Origin of the sequence: Shinella oryzae (assembly GCF_023038235.1) — a bacterium.
In the GTDB taxonomy this organism is placed as follows: Bacteria; Pseudomonadota; Alphaproteobacteria; order Rhizobiales; family Rhizobiaceae; genus Shinella; species Shinella sumterensis.
Genome location: NZ_CP081987.1, coordinates 2,544,310 through 2,566,975, shown reverse-complemented (window position 1 = coordinate 2,566,975; position 22,666 = coordinate 2,544,310). Strand labels below are relative to the sequence as shown.

The 22,666-nt window shown below is 64.5% G+C and carries 20 protein-coding genes; 7 read left to right on the top strand and 13 right to left on the bottom strand.

Translation table 11 applies throughout. The annotated features are described in order from the left end of the window. Window positions 1-7: 7 nt before the first annotated feature. The 5 genes from K6301_RS12500 (at window position 8) to K6301_RS12480 (ending at window position 5,135) form a co-directional block, all read left to right on the top strand. Window positions 8-1,174, top strand: coding sequence for a gluconeogenesis factor YvcK family protein (locus K6301_RS12500; protein ID WP_247217345.1), 1,167 nt, complete (start codon window positions 8-10; stop codon window positions 1,172-1,174). A 162-nt stretch (window positions 1,175-1,336) separates the two neighbouring features. Next, the gene (osmF, locus tag K6301_RS12495) at window positions 1,337-2,248 is read left to right on the top strand and encodes a glycine betaine ABC transporter substrate-binding protein OsmF (protein WP_247217343.1); all 912 of its coding nucleotides are present in this window, start codon (window positions 1,337-1,339) and stop codon (window positions 2,246-2,248) included. A gap of 51 nt (window positions 2,249-2,299) precedes the next feature. Then, window positions 2,300-3,460: an ABC transporter permease gene (locus K6301_RS12490; protein ID WP_247217341.1), complete on the top strand. Its 1,161-nt coding sequence runs from the start codon at window positions 2,300-2,302 to the stop codon at window positions 3,458-3,460. Continuing rightward, window positions 3,457-4,395, top strand: coding sequence for an ABC transporter ATP-binding protein (locus K6301_RS12485; protein WP_247217339.1), 939 nt, complete (start codon window positions 3,457-3,459; stop codon window positions 4,393-4,395). Before K6301_RS12490 ends, K6301_RS12485 begins: the two co-directional genes overlap by 4 nt. Continuing rightward, window positions 4,392-5,135, top strand: coding sequence for an ABC transporter permease (locus tag K6301_RS12480; protein ID WP_247217337.1), 744 nt, complete (start codon window positions 4,392-4,394; stop codon window positions 5,133-5,135). Before K6301_RS12485 ends, K6301_RS12480 begins: the two co-directional genes overlap by 4 nt. Window positions 5,136-5,183: 48 nt before the next feature. On the opposite strand, the gene K6301_RS12475 is transcribed toward K6301_RS12480, so the two are convergent. The 8 genes from K6301_RS12475 to K6301_RS12440 form a co-directional block, all read right to left on the bottom strand. Continuing rightward, the gene (locus K6301_RS12475) at window positions 5,184-5,501 is read right to left on the bottom strand and encodes a Dabb family protein (protein WP_134646115.1); all 318 of its coding nucleotides are present in this window, start codon (window positions 5,499-5,501) and stop codon (window positions 5,184-5,186) included. A gap of 8 nt (window positions 5,502-5,509) precedes the next feature. Further along, window positions 5,510-7,165, bottom strand: a complete 1,656-nt coding sequence (locus K6301_RS12470; protein ID WP_247217335.1) for a GMC family oxidoreductase — start codon at window positions 7,163-7,165, stop codon at window positions 5,510-5,512. Between the two features lie 38 nt (window positions 7,166-7,203). Then, a complete protein-coding gene (locus K6301_RS12465) occupies window positions 7,204-7,983 on the bottom strand; it encodes a 3-ketoacyl-ACP reductase (RefSeq protein WP_425475340.1) in 780 nt (259 codons plus the stop codon). Beyond that, window positions 7,980-9,488, bottom strand: a complete 1,509-nt coding sequence (locus tag K6301_RS12460) for a GMC oxidoreductase (protein WP_247217333.1) — start codon at window positions 9,486-9,488, stop codon at window positions 7,980-7,982. The genes K6301_RS12465 and K6301_RS12460 overlap by 4 nt, the downstream gene beginning before the upstream one ends. A gap of 8 nt (window positions 9,489-9,496) precedes the next feature. Next, window positions 9,497-10,612, bottom strand: coding sequence for an ABC transporter ATP-binding protein (locus K6301_RS12455; RefSeq protein WP_247217331.1), 1,116 nt, complete (start codon window positions 10,610-10,612; stop codon window positions 9,497-9,499). A gap of 3 nt (window positions 10,613-10,615) precedes the next feature. Then, on the bottom strand, window positions 10,616-11,497 hold the full coding sequence (locus K6301_RS12450) for a carbohydrate ABC transporter permease (RefSeq protein ID WP_247217329.1): 882 nt from the start codon (window positions 11,495-11,497) through the stop codon (window positions 10,616-10,618). Further along, window positions 11,494-12,375: a carbohydrate ABC transporter permease gene (locus K6301_RS12445; protein ID WP_247217327.1), complete on the bottom strand. Its 882-nt coding sequence runs from the start codon at window positions 12,373-12,375 to the stop codon at window positions 11,494-11,496. The genes K6301_RS12450 and K6301_RS12445 overlap by 4 nt, the downstream gene beginning before the upstream one ends. A 156-nt stretch (window positions 12,376-12,531) precedes the next feature. Further along, window positions 12,532-13,743 carry an ABC transporter substrate-binding protein gene (locus tag K6301_RS12440; protein ID WP_247220600.1) on the bottom strand — a complete coding sequence of 404 codons (1,212 nt, stop codon included), beginning with the start codon at window positions 13,741-13,743 and terminating at the stop codon, window positions 12,532-12,534. A 366-nt stretch (window positions 13,744-14,109) separates the two neighbouring features. Here K6301_RS12440 and K6301_RS12435 point away from each other — a divergent pair, with 366 nt between their 5' ends. Next, window positions 14,110-15,162: a LacI family transcriptional regulator gene (locus K6301_RS12435; RefSeq protein ID WP_281505870.1), complete on the top strand. Its 1,053-nt coding sequence runs from the start codon at window positions 14,110-14,112 to the stop codon at window positions 15,160-15,162. A 47-nt stretch (window positions 15,163-15,209) separates the two neighbouring features. On the opposite strand, the gene K6301_RS12430 is transcribed toward K6301_RS12435, so the two are convergent. From K6301_RS12430 to K6301_RS12410, 5 genes are read right to left on the bottom strand one after another with little or no spacing between them, the layout of a single operon-like run. Next, complete coding sequence (locus K6301_RS12430) at window positions 15,210-16,715, bottom strand: aldehyde dehydrogenase family protein (RefSeq protein WP_247217325.1); 1,506 nt, start codon at window positions 16,713-16,715, stop codon at window positions 15,210-15,212. Then, window positions 16,715-17,494, bottom strand: a complete 780-nt coding sequence (locus K6301_RS12425) for an enoyl-CoA hydratase/isomerase family protein (protein ID WP_247217323.1) — start codon at window positions 17,492-17,494, stop codon at window positions 16,715-16,717. The genes K6301_RS12430 and K6301_RS12425 overlap by 1 nt, the downstream gene beginning before the upstream one ends. Then, window positions 17,487-19,100, bottom strand: coding sequence for an acyl CoA:acetate/3-ketoacid CoA transferase (locus tag K6301_RS12420; RefSeq protein WP_247217321.1), 1,614 nt, complete (start codon window positions 19,098-19,100; stop codon window positions 17,487-17,489). The genes K6301_RS12425 and K6301_RS12420 overlap by 8 nt, the downstream gene beginning before the upstream one ends. 20 nt (window positions 19,101-19,120) lie before the next feature. After that, window positions 19,121-20,122, bottom strand: a complete 1,002-nt coding sequence (locus tag K6301_RS12415; protein ID WP_247217319.1) for a Gfo/Idh/MocA family protein — start codon at window positions 20,120-20,122, stop codon at window positions 19,121-19,123. Then, window positions 20,119-21,159 (bottom strand): LacI family DNA-binding transcriptional regulator, encoded by a 1,041-nt coding sequence (locus tag K6301_RS12410; protein WP_247217316.1) that lies wholly within the window; start codon window positions 21,157-21,159, stop codon window positions 20,119-20,121. The genes K6301_RS12415 and K6301_RS12410 overlap by 4 nt, the downstream gene beginning before the upstream one ends. 287 nt (window positions 21,160-21,446) lie before the next feature. Here K6301_RS12410 and K6301_RS12405 point away from each other — a divergent pair, with 287 nt between their 5' ends. Further along, window positions 21,447-22,613 (top strand): dihydrodipicolinate synthase family protein, encoded by a 1,167-nt coding sequence (locus K6301_RS12405; protein WP_247217314.1) that lies wholly within the window; start codon window positions 21,447-21,449, stop codon window positions 22,611-22,613. Window positions 22,614-22,666: the final 53 nt, after the last annotated feature.

The window sequence follows — 22,666 nt, the reverse complement described above, 5'->3', positions numbered from 1 at the left end:
AGACCGCATGGCCGAGGGCCGCCTGCCGCATATCGTTCTCTTTTCCGGCGGCACGGCCTGCCGCTCGACCAATCTTGCGCTCTGTTCCAAGCCGGTGCGGCTGACGCGCATCGTGCCCGCCTGGGATAGCGGCGGCAGTTCCAAGGTCATCCGCGAAAGCCTCGGTCTCCTGGCTGTCGGTGATATCCGGCAGGCGCTCATCACCATGGCCTATGGCGAGGGGCGATCCGGCGACGTGGTGAAGCTTTGCAACGCGCGGCTTACCACGGGTGCGCTGGAGGACGCCCGTACGGAATTCGCCCTTTATGCGGAGGGGCGGCACCCGCTGCTGGAGCGCATGGAGCCCGGCCTGCGGGGTGCGATCCTGAACTATCTGCGCACGTTCCAATCCGCAGTCGGTGACGACTTCGACCTGCGCAATGGCAGCATCGGCAACTTCATTCTCACAGGGGCGCATCTTGCCCATAACCGCGATATCAACACGGCCATCTTCGTGTTTCGCAAGCTGTGCGATATTACGGGCCATGTCTGGCCGTCGACGGTTTCGCCTGACGTCACGCTTTCGGCCCGGCTGAAGGATGGCAGGGTGGTCGATGGGCAGCATCGCGTGACGGCGCTGACCGATGAAGAGGGCGCGGCGGGCATCCGCGAGATCGTGCTGTCTGCGGGAGAGGATGGCGCATCCGCCAATGACGCGGTGATCGAGAGCATCGAAAGCGCTGACGCCATCGTCTTCGGGCCGGGCAGCTTCTTCACAAGCGTGCTTCCGCATTTCCTGGTGGACGGCATCGTTGCGGCCATCGTCCGCAACGTGCATGCAAGGCGCATCTTCATCGGCAACATCCTGCAATGTCGCGAGACACGCGGAATGGACCTGGCGCGCATGCTGGACGTGACGGCGCAGGTGTGGCACGCGCAGGGCGGCTCGGAGATGCGCCTCTTCACGCATGTGCTGGCGAACCGCCAGTTGCTGCCCTTTGAAAAGAGCGCCGGCGCCTTCGCCTATCTCGGCAACGGCGCGCTGGAGGAGACCTGCGCGCGGCTGGGCGCGGAGGCCGTCGTCGGGGAATTCGAGGATGCCTGGCAGCGGGGCCAGCACGACGGAAGCGTGGTCGCGGATACGCTCATTTCACTTCTGCCGAGCCAAGCAGCTGCATCACCGGCGAGCGCCTGATTTTCCATACCTTTCGAAGGTCGCACAAACATTCGCCCGAACGTTCCGGCGCGGTCTGTTTTTTGTCATTTGCCGCCATATATGGAATGCTTTGCCGAGACGGGCATTCCCGAACGTGATGAAAATGCCGTCACGGGTTTTTGCAATACGGAGAGGTTTCACATGCGCCCAGTCGTCAAGTTCATCGGAGCAGCTTTCGCCCTCAGCCTTACGGCCGGTGCAGCAAACGCCCAGGTCGTCGTCTCGTCGAAGATCGACACGGAAGGCGGCGTTCTCGGAAACATCATCCTTGCGGTTCTGAATGCCAACGGCATCCAGACGACGGATCGCGTCCAGCTGGGCGCGACGCCCGTCGTGCGGCAGGCGATCACAGCCGGCGAGATCGACATCTATCCGGAATATACCGGCAATGCCGCCTTCTTCTTCGAGAAGGCGGACGACCCGGCGTGGAAGGATGCGACCAAGGCCTACGAGCTTGCCAAGACGCTCGATTTCGACGCCAACAAGATCGTCTGGCTGACGCCTTCGCCGGCCAATAACACCTGGGCGATCGCGCTGCGCAAGGATGTCGCCGAGCCCAACAAGCTCGCCACCATGACGGACTTCGGCAAATATGTTGCCGACGGTGGCAAGATCGTGCTGGCGGCGTCCTCCGAATTCGTGAACTCCGCCGCGGCGCTGCCGGCCTTCCAGACGACGTACAGCTTCACGCTGAAGCCGGATCAGCTCATCACGCTTTCGGGCGGTGACACGGCTGCGACCATCGCCGCGGCGGCCAACCAGACGAACGGCGCCAACGCCGCCATGGTCTATGGCACCGACGGCGGCATCGCGCCCTCGGGCCTCGTCGTTCTCGAGGACGACAAGGGAGTGCAGCCGGTCTACCAGCCGGCGCCGATCATCCGCGAGGAAGTGCTGAAGGCCAACCCGCAGATCGAGGAGCTGCTGAAGCCCGTCTTCGAAAAGCTCGATCTCGTGACATTGCAGGACCTCAACGGCCGCGTGCAGGTCGGCGGCGAGCCGGCCAAGGCGGTTGCCGAGGACTTCCTGAAGAAGAACGGCTTCATCAAGTAATCCGACTTGCCCTCCGCCCGCCCGGGCGGAGGGCCTATCCGAAAGGGGCGCATGGGGTTCAGGATCGACAAGCTCGGCGTGGTGATCGCCGCATTGCTGGCCTATGGCGGCTTTCTGGCGCCCTTCGCCAATTTCCGCGCAAACCGTATCGTGCCGGGCGAGGCGCGATGGATCCTCGATGCGCTGCCGCCTGGCCACGGCGCGGCGCTGCTTGGCTTCATTGCCGTCGCCATCGTTCTCATCGTCCTGAAAACCCCGACACTTTTCCGGCTCGTGCTCGGCCTTGTCGCGCTGCTTGCCCTGGCCGTCCTCATCGGCGTCTCCGCCGGGCATCTGACGCCGCCCGAGAACAACTATGCCCGTGTCTCGCCGGCCTCCGGCTTCTGGTTGTCGAGCTTCGCTTTCGCGCTGCTGACGGCCGATGCGCTGGCGCGGCTGCGGCTTTCGCCGCTCGCCCGGATCGGTCTGCTGCTGGCCGTTGCCGCCACGGTCGCGGGCCTTCTCGTGTCCGGCATCTGGGACGGACTTTCGATCCTCAAGGAATATGGCAGCCGGGCCGAGACCTTCTGGCTGGAGGCGGGGCGTCACGTCGTTCTGGCGCTTGGCTCGCTTGCGGCCGCGTGCCTCGTCGGCCTTCCGCTCGGTATTCTCTGCCACCGCGTTCCCTCGCTGCGCGCCGGCGTGTTGAACGGGCTGAATATCATCCAGACGATCCCGTCCATCGCGCTTTTCGGCCTGTTGATCGCGCCGCTCGGCTGGATCGCGCTCAACGTGCCGGGGGCCTCGGCACTCGGCATCCGCGGCATCGGCGCCGCTCCGGCCTTCGTGGCGCTTTTCCTCTATTCGCTGCTTCCCGTCGTCGCCAACACGGTGGTTGGTCTTGCCGGCGTGCCGCGTGATGCCAACGATGCTGCCCGCGGCATCGGCATGACAGACCGCCAGCGGCTTTTCGGGGTGGAGTTGCCGCTGGCTTTCCCGGTCATTCTTACCGGCATCCGCATCGTGCTTGTCCAGAATATAGGCCTCGCCACCATCGCGGCGCTTATCGGCGGCGGCGGCTTCGGTGTCTTCGTGTTCCAGGGCATCGGCCAGACGGCCATGGATCTCGTGCTGCTCGGCGCGGTGCCGACCGTGGCGCTCGCCTTCGCCGCCGCCGTGGTGCTCGATGCGGCGACCGAACTTTCCAATTCCAAACGTGGCAGGGCGGCATGATCGAGATCGAGAACATCACCAAGCGCTACGGCGACAACACGGTCGTCGACACTGTCTCGATGACGGTCGAGCCGCGCACGATTACCGTCATCGTCGGCACGTCCGGCTCCGGCAAGACGACGCTGATGCGCATGATCAACCGCCTCGTCGAACCGAGCGATGGCATGATCCGCATCGACGGCGCGGACAATCGCTCGATCCCCGGTTATGAACTGCGCCGCCACATCGGCTATGCGATCCAGGGCCACGGCCTGTTCCCGCATCGCACGGTCGCCGAAAACATCGCGACGGTCCCGACCTTGCTCGGCTGGGACAAGAAACGCATCGCCGCCAAGGTCGAGGAGCTGCTGACGCTGTTCCAGCTCGATCCCGCCGCCTTCGGCCCGCGGTATCCGCATGAGCTCTCGGGCGGTCAGCAGCAGCGTGTCGGCGTGGCGCGGGCGCTCGCCGCCGAGCCGAACATCCTCCTGATGGACGAGCCCTTCGGTGCGCTCGACCCTGTCATTCGCGCCAAGGCGCAGGACGATCTTCTGGCGATCCAGAAGCATTTCGGCACCACCATCGTTCTCGTCACCCACGACATGGAGGAGGCGTTCCATCTCGCCGACAAGATCGCCGTGATGGACAAGGGCCGGATCGTGCAATGCGCGGCGCCGGACGAGATGCTGGTCAATCCCGCGACGGATTTCGTCGAAACCCTGATCGGCGCCGAGGAGCGGCCGTTCCGGCTGCTGTCCATCGGTACCGCGGCGGATGCCGCCGAGGCGGGCGAGGCGCAAGGCGAGCCGATCGCCGCCTCGGTCAGCCAGCGTGAGGCCTTGTCTTCGCTGCTCTGGTCGGGCCGCGAGGCCCTGCCGGTGGTCGGCGCGGATGGCGCGCCTCTCGGTCGTGTCACGCTTGCCGGTCTCGCCCGGCGTGCCGCGAGGCCGCAATGAAGCGGTTCCTGCCCAATCTGCTCCGGCTCGCAGCGCTGATCCTGCTGATTACCTTTCTGGTGCGCCCGGAACTTTTCGAGCCGTTGCTGAAGCCGCTGGTGCAGGCGAACGCGCCGGCGATCTACAATCAGGGCAGCCTGCTTTCGCTGACCCTGTCGCATCTCGCCACGGTCTTCACCGCAACTTTCGCCGCAACCCTCGTTGCCGTCGGGCTTGCCATTCTGGTGACACGACCGGTCGGCGCGGAGTTCCTGCCGCTCTCGCGCAGCCTCGTGAATATCGGCCAGACCTTTCCGCCGGTCGCCGTGCTGGCGTTGGCCGTGCCGATCGTCGGTTTCGGAGAGAAACCGACATTGATCGCCCTGTTTTTCTACGGCCTGCTGCCGGTCTTCGAGAATGCAATGACGGGTCTTTCCACACTGCCGAAGGCGATCGTCGAGGCGGCGCGCGGCACGGGCATGACGGCCTGGCAGCAGCTGACGCGAGTGGAATTGCCGCTGGCGCTGCCGGTCATCCTGGCCGGCATTCGCCTTTCCGTCACGATCAGCCTTGCCACTGCCACCATCGGCTCCACGGTCGCGGCCAAGACATTGGGCGAGGTCATCATCGCCGGGCTGCAATCCAACAACCTGGCCTTCGTGCTGCAGGGCGGCGTCGTCGTCGCGGTGCTGGCGGTGCTGATCTACGATGCCTTCTCGGCCGTCGAACGTGCACTCGCACGTCGGGCCGGGCGGGTCTAGAGTATTCGCAGCCGACGCGGGATCGCTTCGGCGTCGGACAATGCGGCTCTAATCGTCCGTTTCGAGATCGTAGACGAGGATGCCGGCAATACCGCCCTCAGCGGCGGCAACGAGCCGGCCGCCGGTCGCCTTGTGCTCCGGGTCTTCAAGATAGGTGTCGCGCGAGAAACTGTCGGCGAAATCGACGATGAAGCCATCCGAGAAGCCTTTGTCCATGCCGTCTTCTGGGCTGACATTGGTGCCGATGTGGACAGCAAGCATGCCCGGCAGGCGGTCCTTCAGGGCATCGATTTCGTTGAACAGCTCCGTCTTGTAGGCGGTGGAGATGGTCGGCTTGAAGCGGATGAAAACGCAGTGGCGGATCATGGTCTTCCCTATCGGATACTGGCGCGCGCTCTGGGGCGCGCATCGTTGCGCTCATGCTGAAAAACCTGGGCCGGCAGCGCCGGCAGGCCGCGGATGATATCGGCGCCCTTTTCGCCCACCATGATTGTCGGGGCATTGGTGTTGCAGGAGGGAACGCGCGGCATGACGGAGCTATCGCAGACGCGCAGGCCGTCAAGCCCATGGACCTTCAAGTCGAGCCCGACGACGGCATCTGCACCCGTGCCCATCTTGCAGGTGCCGACCGGGTGGTGGTCCGTCTTGGCATTTGCGCAGCCGTAATCGAAGAGGTCTTCGTCGGTGACGAATTTCGGCCCGGGCAACCGTTCCGCCATGACGAAGGGTTTCAGCGCCGCCTGCTGCATGATCTCGCGGGCGATCTTCAGGCCCTCGATCGACATTTTGCGATCGTGCGGGTCTTCCCAGTAGTTCGGGTCGATCAGCGGTGCGGCGGCGGGATCGGCGGACGAGAGCCGCACGGTGCCGCGGGAGCGGGGATGCAGGTAGGCCGAGTTCAAGGTCACGCCGGCATTCTTCAGCTTTTCGACGCCGGCCTCGATGCCGGAGCCGAGGCCAAGATGGAACTGGATATCGGGCGAGCGCGCTTCGGGATCGGCATACCAGAAACCGCCGGTCTCAAAGAGCGACGAGGCAACGGGACCGGAGCGGAACAGCACATATTGCAGGCCGGCCCAGAGCGTGCGGTGCAGCCTGGCCACCCCATCATAGGTGTGGTCGCCCGTGCATTCGGAAATGACGAAGAGGTCGAGATGGTCCTGCATGTTGGAGCCGACGCCCGGCAGGTCGTGCTTCACTGTAACGCCGACCGAACGCAGGTGATCGGCCGGGCCGATGCCGGATTGTTGCAGCAGTTTCGGTGAGCCTATGGCGCCGGAGGAGACGAGCACTTCGCGTTCGGCGCGAATGGTCTCGACGCTCGTGCCGGTCACCACCTCGACGCCGACGGCGCGCGTGCCCTCGAGCACGATACGGGCGACGCGGGCGCCGGTGCGGATCGTCAGGTTCTTGCGATCCTTGATCGGCGACAGATAGGCGAGCGAGGCGGAGGAGCGGCGGCGATTGCGCTGGGTGAGCTGGTAGAAGCCGACGCCCGCCTGCTGTCGCCCGTTGAAATCATGATTGTAGGGAATGCCGAGTTCCTGGCCGGCGCGGATATAGGCGTCGCAGATCGGGAGCGCCGAGACCGGCATGGAGACGCCGAGCGGCCCGCCATAGGCATGGTAGTCGTCGGCGAAGCGCTGGTTGTCCTCGGCGCGTTTGAAGTAGGGCAGGATCTCGCGGTAGCTCCAGCCCTCGCAGCCGTCTTCGCGGGCCCAGAGGTCGTAGTCGGCGGCGTTGCCGCGGGTATAGAGCTGCGCGTTGATCGAGGAGCCGCCACCGATGACCTTCGCCTGCGTATAGCGCAGCACGCGGCCCTTCATGTGCTTCTGCGGCACGGTCTCCCAGCCCCAGCTCGCGACGCCCTTGGTCATCTTGGCGAAACCGGCTGGCATGTGGAATAGCGGGTTCCAGTCGCCGCCGCCGGCTTCGAGCAAGAGCACGCGAACGCTCGGATCCTCGGAAAGCCGGTTCGCCAGAACGCAGCCCGCCGGGCCGGCGCCGGTGATGATGTAATCGTAGGTCATGCTCTGGTCCTCAGAGTTCTTGTGGGGCGCGCGGCGGCTTAGAGTCGGCCGATCGACAGCCCGCCGTCGAGATTGATCACCGAGCCGGTGGCAAAGGCGAATTTGCCGGATGCCAGCGCCGCTGCCGCGGAGCCGATATCGTCCGGTTCGCCCCAGCGCTTCATCGGCACCAGGCCGCCTTCGATGAGCGCGTCGTATTTGGCGGAGACACCTGATGTCATCTCGGAGCGGATGATGCCGGGGCGGATTTCGAAGACCGAAATGCCTGTATCCGCAAGCCGCAGCGCCAGGCCCTGGCTGAAGGCGGCGAGCCCTGCCTTGGTCATGCAGTAGTCGAGCCGTTCGGGAGAGGTCAGGCCGGCCGAGACGGAGGTGATGTTGATAATCGAACGCGGCCCGGCGGCCTGTTTCGAGCGCAGCATCGCCTTCAGCACGGCCTGCGTGAAGAAGACGGTGCCGCGCAGGTTGGTCGAGACGATCGTGTCGAAATTCTCCGGCGCCAGATCGAGGAAATCGCCGCGCACGACGGAGGCGATGCCGGCATTGTTGACGAGGCAGGCAATCGCGCCAAGCCGGTCTTCAATGGCAGCGACAGTCGCCGCATGGCCGGAGAGATCGGCAAGATCGCCCTTGAGATAGATCGCGCGGGCGCCGAGCGTGGCGAGGCCGGCGATCATGTTGTCCGTCGTCGCATCGCCATCGCCGATGCCCGTTATGGCTATGTAGAAGCCTTCGGATGCCAGGGCCTGCGCGATGCCGAGGCCGATGCCCCGGCGGCCGCCGGTGACGATGGCGACGGGACGGTCCGGGGTCATCATGCGGCGAGATCCCTCGATTGGATGTGATCGGCGACGCGCAGGGCCTGGGCGGCCACCGTCAGCGCCGGGTTCACCGCCGCCGAGGTCGGCAGGTAGGAGGCATCCACCACGAAGAGGTTCGGATGGTCATGGGCGCGGCACCAGATGTCGAGAGGGGCCGTCTCCGGGTCATTGCCGATGCGCACCGTGCCGCATTGATGCGAGGGGGTGCGCTTGTCGAAGGCACGGGCGAGCACGATGGGGAAGCCGGCCTGCTTCAGCGCGGTCTTCAGTTTGGTCACAAGGTCGAGATGGGCCTGCCAGTTGGTCCGAGTCCATTTCATGACGATCTTCTCGCCATCGACCGTGATGCGGCTTTCGGGATGCGGCAGATCCTCGCTCATTGCGTAGAAATCGATGGCGCGGGCGGCGACCTGCTCCAGCAGCCATTCCGGCGCGGAGGGCAGGTTGGCTTTCAGGATTTTGCCCGACACGCGGCCGAGGAGCTGGACATTGCCGAGCGGCGGGCCGCCGTTGCCGTCCGAAAGGTAATAGTCGTTGAAGCCGAAGCTCTTCTGATAGACGGAGGTGTTTCTGTAAAAGGGAGAAACACCGATCACGGCGCTCGAATTGTGGTTCATGAAGTTGCGGCCGACCTGGTCGGAGCTGTTGGCGAGGCCGTTCGGGAAAGCCTCCGAGGCCGAGCGCAGCAGCAGCACGGCGGACTGCACCGCGCCGGCCGACAGGATCACCAGCTTCGGCGAAACGCTCTCCGCCTGATCGCCGCGCATGTAATGCACCGTCGAGATGGTGCGGCCATGCGGGGCGGTGGCAAGCCGCGTCACCCGGCAGTTGGTGCGCAGCTCGACATTGGGATATTTCAGCGCCTCGGCCAGCGCCGTACTCTCGGCATCCATCTTGCCGTCGTTGCAGTTGGGGTGTGCATCCCATGGCGTCTTCGCCTTGGCGAGCCAGCGGTCGATATCGACGCCGAGCGGCAGCGAATAGGGATGAAGGCCGTTCGCCTTCATTCTCGCGCGGACTTTCGCGATGGCTGGCTCGTCCGGCACCGGCGGGAAAGGATAGGGCTTGGAATGAGGCGGCTCCGTCGGGTCTTCGCCCAACGCGCCGCGCACATTGTAGAGTTTTTCCGCGGCGGAATACCACGGTTCCAGCTCGTCATACGGGAATGGCCATGCCGGAGAAACGCCGTCGCGGTGACGCATCTCCTCGAAATCCTCGCGGCGGTAGCGCACGAGGACTGCGCCGTAGAATTTCGAATTGCCGCCGACATTGTAATAGTTGCCGGGGTTGAAGGCGGTGCCGTCGGCCTCGTACCACATCTCCTTCGGCCGGAAATGGCCGCGCTGGAAGATGGCGCGCTGGTCGCGGTTTTCCGGGCGGTCGGGCAGATGGTCGCCCGCCTCTAAGATGACGATCCTGGCGCCCGTCGGGGCAAGCGCGGCGGCCATGGTGGAGCCGCCGATGCCCGATCCGATGATGACGATGTCCGGCTGCGTTGTCATGGTTTTTCTCAGGCGATGCGAAGCTGGCTGGCCGGATCGAAGAACACGGCCTTGTCGAGGTTGAAGGCAAGGCGCGCCGTCTGGCCGGCGGCGATGCGCACGTCGGCGCGAAGCCGCGCGACGATCTCCTTGCCGCCGAGATGGGTGACGGCGAAGGTGTCGGCGCCCGCAGGTTCCACCACCTCGATCAGGCAATCGCCTTCGCCGACGGTCCGGGCATTGCGGTCCGCGCCGTCAGGGTCGGTCAGCGCTTCGGGACGGATGCCGAAGATCACGTCCTTGCCCTTGTAGGCGGCAAGTCCGTCCGGGGCGTTGGGCACGGACAATACCAGCGGCTCGGCCTGGTGGCGGGCGAGCGATACGGCCATGCCGGAGCCGTTCTGTTCGATGCGCGCCGAGAGGAGGTTCATCGCGGGCGAGCCCATGAAATCGGCGACGAAGGTGTTGGCCGGATTGTTGTAGATCTCGGCCGGCGAACCGAACTGCTGCAACACGCCGTCCTTCAGGACGGCGATCTTGGTGGCGAGCGTCATCGCCTCGATCTGGTCGTGCGTCACGTAGACGATGGTGGTCTTCATGCGATGGTGCAGGCGCTTGATTTCCGTGCGCATGTCGACGCGCAGCTTGGCGTCGAGGTTGGACAGCGGCTCGTCGAACAGGAAGAGTTTGGGGTCGCGCACCAGCGCCCGGCCCATGGCGACGCGCTGGCGCTGGCCGCCGGAAAGCTGGCCGGGCTTGCGGTCGAGCAGATGGCCGATCTGCAGCATGTCGGCGACCTGTTTGATGGCCTTGTCGCGCTCCTCCTTCGGCACGCCGCGGATTTCCATGCCGAAGGCGATGTTTCCGCCCACCGTCATGTTGGGATAAAGCGCATAGGACTGGAACACCATGGCGATGTCGCGCTTGGAGGGATGCAGGCCCGCAACCGAGCGGCCATCGATGGCGATGTCGCCGGAGGTGATGGGTTCGAGGCCGGCGATCGTGTTGAGCAGCGTGGACTTGCCGCAACCGGAGGGACCCACGAGCACGAGGAAGCCGCCCCGCTCGATCTCCAGATTGATGTCCTTGAGGATTTCCAGCGCACCATAGGACTTGCGCAGATTGCTGATTTTCAGGAACGACATGGGCTATCCTTTCACGGCGCCGGACATCAGGCCGCGCACGAAATAGCGTCCGGAGACGACATAGACGATCAGAGTGGGCAATGCGGCGAGGATCGCGCCCGCGAAATGCACGTTGTATTCCTTCACGCCCGTCGAGGACTGCACGAGGTTGTTGAGCGCCACCGTCATCGGCGTGGTGTTTGCGCCCGAGAAGGAGGCGCCGAACAGGAAGTCGTTCCAGATATTGGTGAACTGCCAGATGACGGAGACGACGATGATCGGGCCGGAGGACGGCAGCAGGATGCGGTAGAAGATCTGGAAGAAGCTCGCCCCGTCGATCTGCGCCGCGCGCACCAGTTCGGTCGGGAAATTCTCATAATAGTTGCGGAAATAGAGCGTCGTGAAGCCGATGCCGTAGATGATGTGCACGAAGGTCAGGCCCCAGATCGAACCGGCGAGGCCGACCATGCCGAGAATGCGCGCCATCGGAATGAGCACGATCTGGAACGGAATGAAGCAGGACAAAAGCAGCAGGCCGAAGAAGACATTCGAGCCTTTGAACTGCCACTTGGTCAGCACGTAGCCGTTCAGCGCGCCGATGATCGTGGAGATCGCCACGGCCGGCACGACCATCAATATGGAGTTGATGAAGAACGGACGCAGGCCCGTCGGCTGCACGCCGATCTGCGCCGTCGACCAGGCGGAAATCCACGGCTCGATCGTCCATTGCTGCGGCAGGTTCAGCATGCCGCCCTGGCGGATTTCCTCCAGCGGCTTCAGCGAGTTCACCAGCATCACGTAGAGCGGTAGCAGGTAATAGACCGCAAACAGGATGAGGGCGGAGTAGATCAGAGCGCGCGTCAGCCTGTTGTGCGAGATGACGTTATCAGGGCTGGAGACGCTCATCGGCCTTTGCCTCCGCGGATTTCGGAATAGAGGTAGGGGATGATGATCGAGAAGATCATGACCAGCATGATGATGGCCGACGAGGCGCCGATGCCCATCTGGTTGCGGGTGAAGGTGTAGGAATACATGAATGTCGCCGGCAGTTCGGTCGCCTGGCCGGGCCCGCCGCCGGTCAGCGCCACCACAAGATCGTAAGCCTTGATGGCGAGGTGGGCGAGCACGACGAAGGCGGACAGGAAGACCGGGCGCGTCAATGGAATGATGATGCGTCGGTAGATGGTGGCGGTGGAGGCGCCGTCGATCTGCGCGGCCTTGATGATCTCGTTGTCGACGCCACGCAGGCCGGCGAGGAACATGGCCATCACGAAGCCGGAGGATTGCCAGACGGCGGCGATGACGACGCAATAGATCGCGTAGTTGCGGTCCTTGATCCAGTTGAAGGCGAAGCTTTCCCAGCCCCAGAGATGCATGGTGTTCTCAAGCCCGATGCCGGGATCGAGGAACCATTTCCAGGCGGTGCCGGTCACGATGAAGGAGAGCGCCATCGGGTAGAGATAGATCGGCCGCAGGATGCCCTCTGCCCGAATCTTCTGGTCGAGCAGGATGGCGAGCGCCAGCCCCAGCACCGAGCAGATGACGATGTAAAGCGAGGCGAAGATCGCGAGGTTGGAAACCGCCCGCCACCAGTGCGGCAGGGCCCAGAGTTTGTAATAGTTGCTCAGCCCCACGAAATTGTAGGACGGCAACATCCTGCTGTCCGTCAGCGACAGGAAGCCCGTATAGGCGATGAAGCCGTAGACGAAGACGAGCACGATGAGGAAACTGGGTGCCAGCACGAGCTTCGGCAGAAGCTCCTGCAGCCGGCTTCGGCTATCCATGGTCGATACCACCGTTGAAGATCGTGTTGCAGGGCGGCGCGTGGCCCCCTCATCCGGCTGCCGCCATCTTCTCTCCACCAGGGAGAAGGGCTTTGCCGCGACGTTCAAGTCCCCTCTCCCCAGCGGGGAGAGGGTAGGGTGAGGGGGGCTAGCCCCTTACTTCGCGGCCTCGACGGCGGACTTCAGTTCCTCGACGGCTTCCTCGGAGGAAAGCTCGCCGTTGAACTGGCGGGTCACGACGTCATAGATCGCGTTCTTGACGGAAGCCGGATTGGCGTGGCCGTGGGCCATGGAGCCGTAAAGCGTGCCGTTGGCGTTCGCTTCCGCCAGATCCTTGATGGCCTTCTTGCCGCAAGCGTCGAAGGCCTCGTCCGAGACGTCGGTGCGGGCCGGTGCGGAACCCTTGACGACGTTGAAAGCCGACTGGAAGGTCGGGCTTTCGATGGCCGAGGCCATGACGAGCTGGGCCGGAACCTTGTCAGCCGCGACCTTGAACATCGCGAACTGGTCGGAGTTGAAGGTTACAGAGCCCTGCGTGCCCGGATAGCGCATGCAGACGAAATCCTCGCCGGGCTTCTTGCCGGCCTTGATGAATTCGCCCTTCGCCCAGTCGCCCATGAACTGCACGCCGGCCTTGCCTTCGATGACCATGGCGGATGCCAGGTTCCAGTCGCGGCCCGAGAAGTTGTCGTCCACGTAGGAGCGCAGCTTCGTCATGCGGTCGAAGGCTTCCTTCATCTGGGCGCTGCCCAGCGTTTCCGGATCGAGATCGATGAAGGCCTTCTTGTAGAAGTCGTTGCCGAAGGAGAGCACGACCGCGTCGAAGATCGTCGCGTCCTGCCACGGCTGGCCGCCATGGGCGACCGGCGTGATGCCCTGTTCCTTGAACTTGTCGAGCAGGGCGACGAGTTCGTCCCAGTTCGTCGGCTCCTTGCCGCCGGCCTTGTCGAGGGCCGCCTTATTGATCCACATCCAGTTGGTGGAGTGAACGTTGACGGGTGCTGCGATCCAGTGGCCGTCATACTTGGAGAACTGCTGCAGGGCCGTCGGGATGACCTTGTCCCAGCCTTCCTTGTTGGCCACTTCATCCAGGTTGCCGAGCGCGCCTTCCTTGGCCCAGTCGAGAATGTCGAAGCCGAGCATCTGCACGGCTGTCGGCGCATTGCCGGCCGTGACGCGGGCGCGCAGCACGGTCATGGCTTCCGTCCCGCCACCGCCGGCAACCGGCATGTCGGTCCAGGAGATGCCCTTGGATTCGAGGTCCTTCTTCAGGACTTCGAGCGCTGCGGCTTCGCCGCCCGAGGTCCACCAGTGCAGCACTTCCACATTCTCGGCGGCGCGAGCGGCGGTGCCGCCCAGGCCCATCATGACCGCGGCGATCGCGGTGGTCGTCACAAACTTGCGCATCGTTTTCCTCCCGGTTGCAAGTTCAAGGGCGAGAACCTCCTCCCGCCGATGTCCCCGACGCATGAGGCGTCGGAATTGTCTCTCTGGCTCAATGCCGGTGTAATTTAAAACGTTGTAAATTTCCGAAGTCAAGACGCCGTGGCTTAGCGTCGGGTCACGATTTCAGAAGCCCTGTCATTGGGGGTGGCAGCCCATTTTTAGGGCAGGGCCAAACATTGTGCACTGCATTGCAAACGTTATAAATCCTGTGCGCTGCAAGATTGCAGAGCTTCGGGCGCCTCGATATGGTGCGGGCGATTGATCGTCCCCAGCCGAAGAATTGCAGCCGTGTCTCCAACCGAAAAGTCCGCCCTCCGCGAAGCCATTTCGAATGTCTCCCGGGCGGGCAAGCCGACGCTGAAAACCATTGCCGAGATGACGGGCCTCGCCATCACGACGGTCTCCCGGGCGCTTGGCAATGCGCCGCAGATTTCGGAGAGCACGCGCCGCCGCGTTCATGCGGTCGCTGCCGAAATCGGCTACCTGCCGGATCGCGCCGCCCAGCGCCTCAAGACCGGCCGCACCAACGTCATCTCCGTGCTGCTCGACCCGCACGAGGAAATCCTCGGCTTCGGCACCTCGATCATGCATGGGCTTGCGCGCGCTTTGCAGGCGACGTCCTACCACCTTATCGTCACGCCGAACTTTCTCGACGGCAGCAATGTCGATGCCGTCAACTACATCATTCGCAACGGCATGGCCGATGGCCTGATCTTTTCGCGCACCGAGCCCTTCGATCCGCGCGTGCGGCTGCTTCTGGAAAACGGCTTTCCCTTCGTGACCCACGGGCGCACGGAATTCTCCACGCCGCATGCCTTCGTCGACTACGATAACTTCGCCTTCGCCTATGAAGCGACCAAGCGGCTGATCGCCAAGGGACGGCGCAAGGTCACGATCATCCTGCCGCCCCGGCGGCTGACGTTCCATCAATATATGCTGCATGGCTTCATGACCGCCGTGCGCGAGGCAGGCGTCGCTTACGAGATCCCCGAGACGCTCGATCTCGACAGCCCCGCCGACATGATCCGCGACCATGTGCGCCGCCGCAGCGCCGAGCCCGATCCGCCAGACGGTTATACCTGTCCCGGCGAGGTCTCCGCGCTCGCGACCATTACCGGGATGAGCGACAATGGCCTGACGCTCTGCGCGGAATACGACATCGTCGCCAAGCAGACCTCGCGCCTGCTCAGCCAGATCCAGCCGAAGGTCGAGACCATCTACGAAGACCTGCCGGCTGCCGGCGAAGCGATGGGGCGGTTGCTCTTGCGCCGCATTGCCGGCGAGAATGCCGAAGACCTGACCATGCTGCTGGGACCGCAATTCGGCTTCCCGACGCCCTGAGCGGGCGGCGAGGCCGGTCCCATTCCTGGTTGTCGGGGCCGTCAGGTTCATCGCGGCATCCACCAGCCGGTGCGTGCACCGATATGCATGTTGAGCGTCTTGGTCTCCGTGTAGTCCTCCACCGCATGGCGGCCGAGTTCGCGGCCGAGGCCCGATTGGCGGTAGCCGCCAAAGGGCAGTTCGGACGCACCGTCCATGAAGGTGTTCATCCAGACCGTGCCCGCGCGCACCTTGCGGCCGATGGTCAGGCAGGTGTCGAAATCGCGGCTCCACACGCCGGCAGACAGGCCGTAGTCGATCGCGTTGGCAATGCGGATCGCCTCTTCCGTCGTGTCGAATGTCAGCACGGACAGGACCGGTCCGAAAACCTCTTCGCGCGCGACGGCCATATCGGGCTTTACGCCGGAGAGGATCGTCGGCGCCATGAACTGGCCGAGACCGAGATCGAGCGCGCCGCCGCCGAGCGTGACCGAGGCGCCGGCCTTCGACGCGCCCTCGACATAGGCGCCTATCTTGTCGAGATGCTGCGGCGTGATGATCGCGCCGACCTGGGTCGTGGGATCGAGCGGATCGCCGACCTTGACCTTCTTCGCAAGCTCGGCCATGCGGGCCGTCACGTCGGCGGCGATGGATTTGTGCAGGATCAGCCGCGAGCCGGCGTTGCAGCATTCGCCGGCGTTGAAATAGGCGCCGAAGACGGCGGCGTCGATGAAGGCGTCGAGATCGGCATCCGGGAAGACGATCTGCGGGTTCTTGCCGCCGAGTTCCAGCGAGACCTTCTTCAGCGTCTGCGCCGCATTGGCCATTGTAAGGCGGCCGACACCGGTGGAGCCGGTGAAGGAGACCATGTCGACATCGGGATGCGTCGTCATCACGCTGCCGACCTCCGGGCCGGTGCCGGTGACGATGTTGACGACGCCCGCGGGCACGCCGGCCTCGATGAGGATTTCGCCGAGAACCAGCGTGGAGCCGGACGTCATCTCCGAGGGCTTCACGACCGTCGTGCAGCCTGCCGCCAGCGCAAAAGGTAGCTTCTGGCTTACGATCAGGAAGGGGAAGTTCCACGGCGTGATGATGGACACGACGCCGATGGCCTCGCGCAGCACGACACCGAGCGTGCCGTCGCCGAGCGTGTTATAGCTTTCGCCGTGCAGGTCGCGGGCAAGCGCCGCGGCATAGCGCCAGATATCGACGGCGCCGCCCAGTTCCGCCTTGGCCTGGCTGATCGGCTTGCCGCTTTCGATCGTGTCGAGAAACGCCAGTTCGTCCGCGCGTGCGGCGATGAGGTCTGCCGCCTTGAGCAGGATGTTGGAGCGCTCCGCCCCGGTCATGTTCGGCCATGGGCCGTTGTCGAAGGCGCTCCGCGCAGCGGCTATTGCGCGCTCGGCATCGGCCTTCGTGCCGGCCGGATAGCGGCTGACGACGACACCATGACCGGGCGCGACGCGCTCGATTGCGTTGCCAGCACCTTCCGTCCACGCCCCGTCGATCAGCATGCGGAAATCGCGTGCCTTGAAGTTCTCCAGCGCCTTCGGCTTCACATGCGCGGTCATCACCATTCTCCCTTGAAATCTGCGGGGCGCTTGCCCGTGAAGGCGGCGACACCTTCCTTGAGGTCCCCGGTCTTGGCGACGAGGATGGAGCCGAGCGCTTCCACCGCAGCCCCATTGTCCTCGCCATTCGCCACGGAAATCATCAGCTTGGAAATTTCCGTCGCGGCGGGCCCGCGTGCGGCGATGCGGGCCGCATAGGCCCGGGCCGCTTCAACGGCAGTGCCCGTTTCGACGACCTGATCGACGATGCCGAGCGCCAGAGCCTCGGCTGCCGTCAGCACCTCGCCGCCCAGCAACATGCGCCGCACGGCCTGTGCGCCGAAGCGCTTGACCAGCCGCTGTGTGCCGGACCAGCCGGGCACCATGCCGAGACCGGCTTCCGGCAGCCCGATCTTCACCTGGCTTTCGGCGATGCGGATGTCAGCAGCGGCCGCCAGTTCCAGCCCGCCGCCCAGCGCGTGTCCGTTGACGGCGGCGATCAGCGGCATGCGCAGCGTCGCCAGCCGTTCGAAGACCCGGTGGCCGAAGCGCACCCAGGCATGGCCGAATTCATTGGCTTCCATGCCCGCCCAGGCGCGAATGTCGCCACCGGCGGAGAACGCCTTGCCCTCGCCGGTGAGGATGGCGACGCGCACGCCAGCATTGGCCTCGACCGTGTCGCAGGCGGCGGAAAGTTCCTTCAGCATGTCGATGTCGAATGCATTCGCCTTTTCCGGCCGCGCGACGGTCATGATCGCAACGGCGCCCTCGATGCTGACCCTGATGCGCGGCTCAGCCATGGTTGTCCCTCGCCAGCGTGCGCGGGGTCTTTTGTGGCAGTGTCAGGCCGATCGGCGCGTCCGTGAAGAGCGCGGCGTCCATCACCTTCAGATCCGGTGAGACTATGAGATCGAATTCCGACTGGTCGAGGATATGGGCCTGGAGATCGACGCCGGGCGCGATTTCGGTCAGCACGATGCCCGCGGGCGTCAGCTTGAGCACGCAGCGCTCGGTGACATAGGTGATGTCCTGCCCCTGCGCCACGCCGCGCGGACCCGAGAAGGTGACATGCTCGACGGCATTGACCAGCTTCTTGAGCTTGCCTTCCTTCTCGATGACGAGCTTACCGTTCTCGACGGCGAGCTTCGCGCCGGCATTGAACATGCCGGAAAAGACGATCTTCTTCGCCCGCGCCGTGATGTCCACGAAGCCGCCGGCCCCGGCCGTCACATGCGGCCGGAAGGAAAGCTTCGAGACATTGACCGAGCCATCCTTGCCGATCTCCAGGAAGGACAGCAGCGACGCATCGAAGCCCGCGCCCTGGAAATAGGTGAACTGATAGGGCGAGGGCATGAAGGCATCGGCGTTCGAGGCGCAGCCGAAGGCGAAATCGAGCAGCGGCACGCCGCCGACGGCACCCTGTTCGATCACCCAGGTTACCGCGCCGTGCAGGCCCTCTTCCAGCAGGATGCGCGGCACGTTGGCGGAAATGCCGAAGCCGAGATTGACGGCACTGCCGGCCTCGAGCTCCTGCGCGACACGCCGGGCAATGACCTTCTGGATGTTGAATTCGGGTACGCGGAACGTGTCCAGCGGCCGGAAGATCTCGCCTGAAATGGCGGGATCGTAGAGCGTCTGCGTCGTCTGTTTCTGGTCCGGATCGACGACGATATAGTCGACCAGCACGCCGGGCACGCGCACGTCGTGCGGCTTGAGCGCACCATCCTTGGTGATGCGCTTGACCTGCGCGATGACGATGCCGCCATTGTTGCGGGCGGCCAGCGCCTGGTCGAGCCCGCCGAGATAGGCGCCCTCGTGTTCATAGGTCAGGTTGCCGCGCTCGTCGGCCGTCGTGGCGCGGATGATCGAGACCTGCGGTGCGATCGCCTTGAAGTAAAGCCATTCTTCGCCGGCAAAGGTGATCTTTTCCACCACCGGTTCCTGCGATGCGGCGGCATTCATGGCGCAGCCTTCGCGGGTGGGGTCGACGAAGGTTTCGAGGCCGACCTTGGTGATGACGCCGGGCCGCTTGGCGGCGGCCTCGCGGTGCATGTCGAAGAGAATCCCCGAGGGGATATTGTAGGCCGGAATCTCGTTGCCGGTGATCATCTGCCAGATCAGGGGCGGTTCGGACGAGGAGGGGCCGGAGGGATAGGAGCCGCTGATGATCTTCTTCAGGAGGCCCTTCCGGGCGATATGGTCGACACCCTTGATGCCGCTCATGTCGCCGGCCGCGATCGGGTGCAGCGTGGTGATGTTCCTGGGGTGGCCGGTCTCTTCGAAACGCGCGCCGATCGCCTGCAACATGAGGTCCGGGCAGCCGAGACCCGACGACGAGGAGACCGAAACGATCGCTTCGTCGGGAATGAGGTCTGCGGCCTCGCGCGGTGTGATGTGCTTGCTCATCGTTTCTTCCGAATTCCGTCTTAAAGGCCCGGCGCGATCTTGACCGCGCCGCCGCTGCGCGCGGCTTCCACCACGGCAAGCCCCGTCGCCAGCGACCAGATGCCGTCTTCGCCCGTCGCGGAGGGCTTTCCCTTGCCAGCGATGGCGGCATGGAAAGCCGAAAGCGCGGTTTCGTAGAGGTTTGCCTGGTCGAGCGGCAGGTCGTGCTCGCCGTTGGCATCCCGCAGCGTCACCGAGCCGGTCGCGCGCTGCGTCATGACGTTGCGGCCGATCAGCGAGCCTTCGGTGCCATGCACTTCAAGCCCCGTTTCAGCGAATTTCGTCGTGAAGCCATCGTGGAACTGGGCGATCACGCCATTCTGGAAGCGCAGCACGCCCATCACGGCGTCTTCCACCCCGGCCTTGCCCATGCCGCCGGCCTGCGAGAAGGCGATCGCTTCGACGGGGTCGCTGTCGAGAACGAAGCGCAGCGTATCCGCGTCGTGTACGGTGATATCGAGAATGACGCCGCCGCCGGCTTCGGGCTTTTCGAGGCGCCAGCCCTGCAGATGAGGCGGCAGGTAGACGGCATGGAAGACGCGGGCCGCCAGCGGCGTGCCGATGCGGCCTGCCTGGATGGCCTCGCGCATGGCGCGGTGCGTGGCCGCGTTGCGCAGATGGTGGTTGGTCGCCAGGACGATACCGGCATCCTTCGCGGCCTGCACCATGGCGCGGGCGTCGTCCAGCGACATGGCGAGCGGCTTTTCGCACAGGATATGCTTGCCGGCTTTCGCGGCGGCGAGCGCCTGGTCGCGATGCAGTTCATTGGTCGTGGAGATATAGACGGCATCGATCGCGGGATCGTTCACGAGGTCGTCGAGCGATGTGACGGCCTTGGCGATGCCGTGGTCGTCGGCGTATTTGCGGCCGCGCTCGGCACTCGTGCTCATCACGGAGACGACGTCGCCGCCGGTGGCGCGGATTGCGCCGATCATCCATTCACGGGCAATCGTGCTTGCCCCGATCAAACCCCACCGCGTCATGCAGACATCCTCCCTGCTTTTTCTCCCGCCCCGCAGCTCTGGCGCACGACGAGGCGCACGGAACCGACAATGGCTTCGGGCTCCACCTTGCCCGTATTGATCTGCTTCAGCAGCAGTTGCGCAGCACGCCGGCCCATGCCCTGCGGATCGACGGACACCGTCGTCAGCGCCGGCACGGCGGTCTCGGCCTCGATCACGTCGTCGAAGCCGACCACTGCAAAGTCGCGGCCGGGCTCCCTGCCGGCGGCGCGCAGTCCGTCACAGACACCGAAGGCGGCCGCGTCGTTGAAGCAGAGCGCGGCCGTCGGCGGAGCGGGCAGCGACAGGGCGCGCTCGATGGCGGCGACGCCACCGGCGCGCGAGGCCGTCGAGCCGATCACCAGCATATCCGGCGCCTCGAAGCCTGCTTCCACCAGCGCATCGCGCCAGCCCTGCACGCGTTCTGCAAAGACGGTGGTGTTGGCGATGCCGCCGAGAAAGGCGATGCGGCTGTGGCCGAGCGAGACGAGATGGGTGACGGCGGCCTTCGCGCCGGCATAGTTGTCGGAAACGAGGGAGGAGACCTTGGCGCCCACGACATTGCGCACCACGGACACGACCGGGATGCCGCTGGCGGCCAGCGGTTTCAGGTCGGCGGCTTCCGTTCCCCGGGCTGGCGAGATGATCAGGCCGGAAATGCCGTGTTCGCGCATCGAGGCGACGACTTCGCGCTGGCGATCCACGCTTTCGGCGGAATTCGACAGGAACTGCACATAGCCGGCGGATTGCATGACCATGTCCATGCCGACGGCGAGCTCGGCGAAGAACGAGTTCGTCAGGTCGTTCACGATGATGCCGATGATGCGCGACGAGGCGGACTGGCGCAGGTTGGCCGCACCGCGATTGTAGACATAGCCGAGTTCGCGGATGACCGCGTTCACCTTGGCGCGCGTCGCCTCGTTGACGAGCGGGCTTGCCTGCAGGACGAGTGAGACGGTCGACTTCGACACGCCGGCGGCGCGCGCAATGTCGACAACGGTCACCCGGCTTCTGCTCACTGTCATCCTCCCGAAATCGAGCTTTGCGCTCGCTTGTTGGCGGGTAATTAATTGGAACGTTCCAAGTATGTCAAGGGAATTTTCAGTGTCCTGGAATCGTCGATCTTCTTTAAGCATCGTAGAAGCAGCTTTCACGCGACGTCAGGCTAAACGAAGCGGTTTCGGTGGTTTTGATGGAGAGGGTCGCATGGTGACGCGGGTAGGCGCCATGGAAGCGAAGATCGCAATGCCACTTGAAATTTGGAACGATCTAAATTATTGCGCTTGAAAACCCTTGGGAGGATGTCGTGTCAATCAGCCTTTCCCTGCCGCTTGCCGATGGCGGAACAGAAGCCTATGCCTTGGTGGGCACGCCCACACTGCGTCCGGCAGCGACGCCGTCGTTCAACCGTATCGCCTATGCCGCCGCGCATGTGGTTTCCGATCCGCGCCGCGACGCCCGGCCCTGGGAGGCGCCGGCCATCGACTGGGATCGCACGATGGCCTTTCGCCATCACCTTTGGTCGCTCGGCTTTCGCATTGCCGAGGCGATGGACACCTCGCAGCGCGGCATGGGGCTCGACTGGGCCGGTGCGCAGGAACTGATCCGCCGCTCGCTTGCCGAAGCAAGGACGGTGCCCGGCGCGGACCTCGCCTGCGGTGCCGGCACGGATCACCTCAACCCGGCGGATGCCCGTTCCCTTGACGATGTCATCAGGGCCTATGAGGAGCAGGTCGGTTTTGTCGAAAAACAGGGCGGCCGCGCCATCATGATGGCAAGCCGGGCGCTGGCGCGCATCGCTCGCTCGCCGGACGATTACCGGATGGTCTATGGCCGCATTCTCGGCCAGGCGAAGGACAAGGTCGTGCTGCACTGGCTGGGCGACATGTTCGATCCGCAGCTGCGGGGTTACTGGGGCTCGCAGAATTTCGAGCCGGCACTCGATACGGTCATCTCGATCATCGAGGAGAACCGCGCCAAGGTCGAAGGCATCAAGATCTCCCTGCTCGACAATGCCTACGAAGTGGCGCTGCGCGATCGTCTGCCGGACGGCGTGCTCTGCTTCACGGGTGACGACTTTAACTATGCCGAACTGATCGAGGGCGACGGGGTGAAGTACAGCCACGCACTGCTCGGCATCTTCGATGCCGTCGCGCCGCAGGCCTCGCAGGCACTGGCTTCACTTGCGGCAGGTGACGTGGCAACGTTCCGCGCCGCCATCGAACCGACGGTGCCGCTCTCGCGCAAGATCTTCGAGGCGCCGACCCAGTATTACAAGGCGGGCGTCGTCTTCCTCGCATGGCTGAACGGCCATCAGGCGCATTTCACCATGCCGGCCGGCATGCAGTCCGCCCGCGGTGTGGTGCATTACGCAGATGTTTTCCGTCTAGCCGACAAGGCCAATGTGCTAGACAAGCCGGAGCTGGCGGCCGCACGCATGAAAAGCCTGATGACGGTGCTCGGCGTTTCCTGAGATAGCTGTGGATGACCGGCCGTTTGGCCGGTCGATCGCGCCGTCAGGCGTTA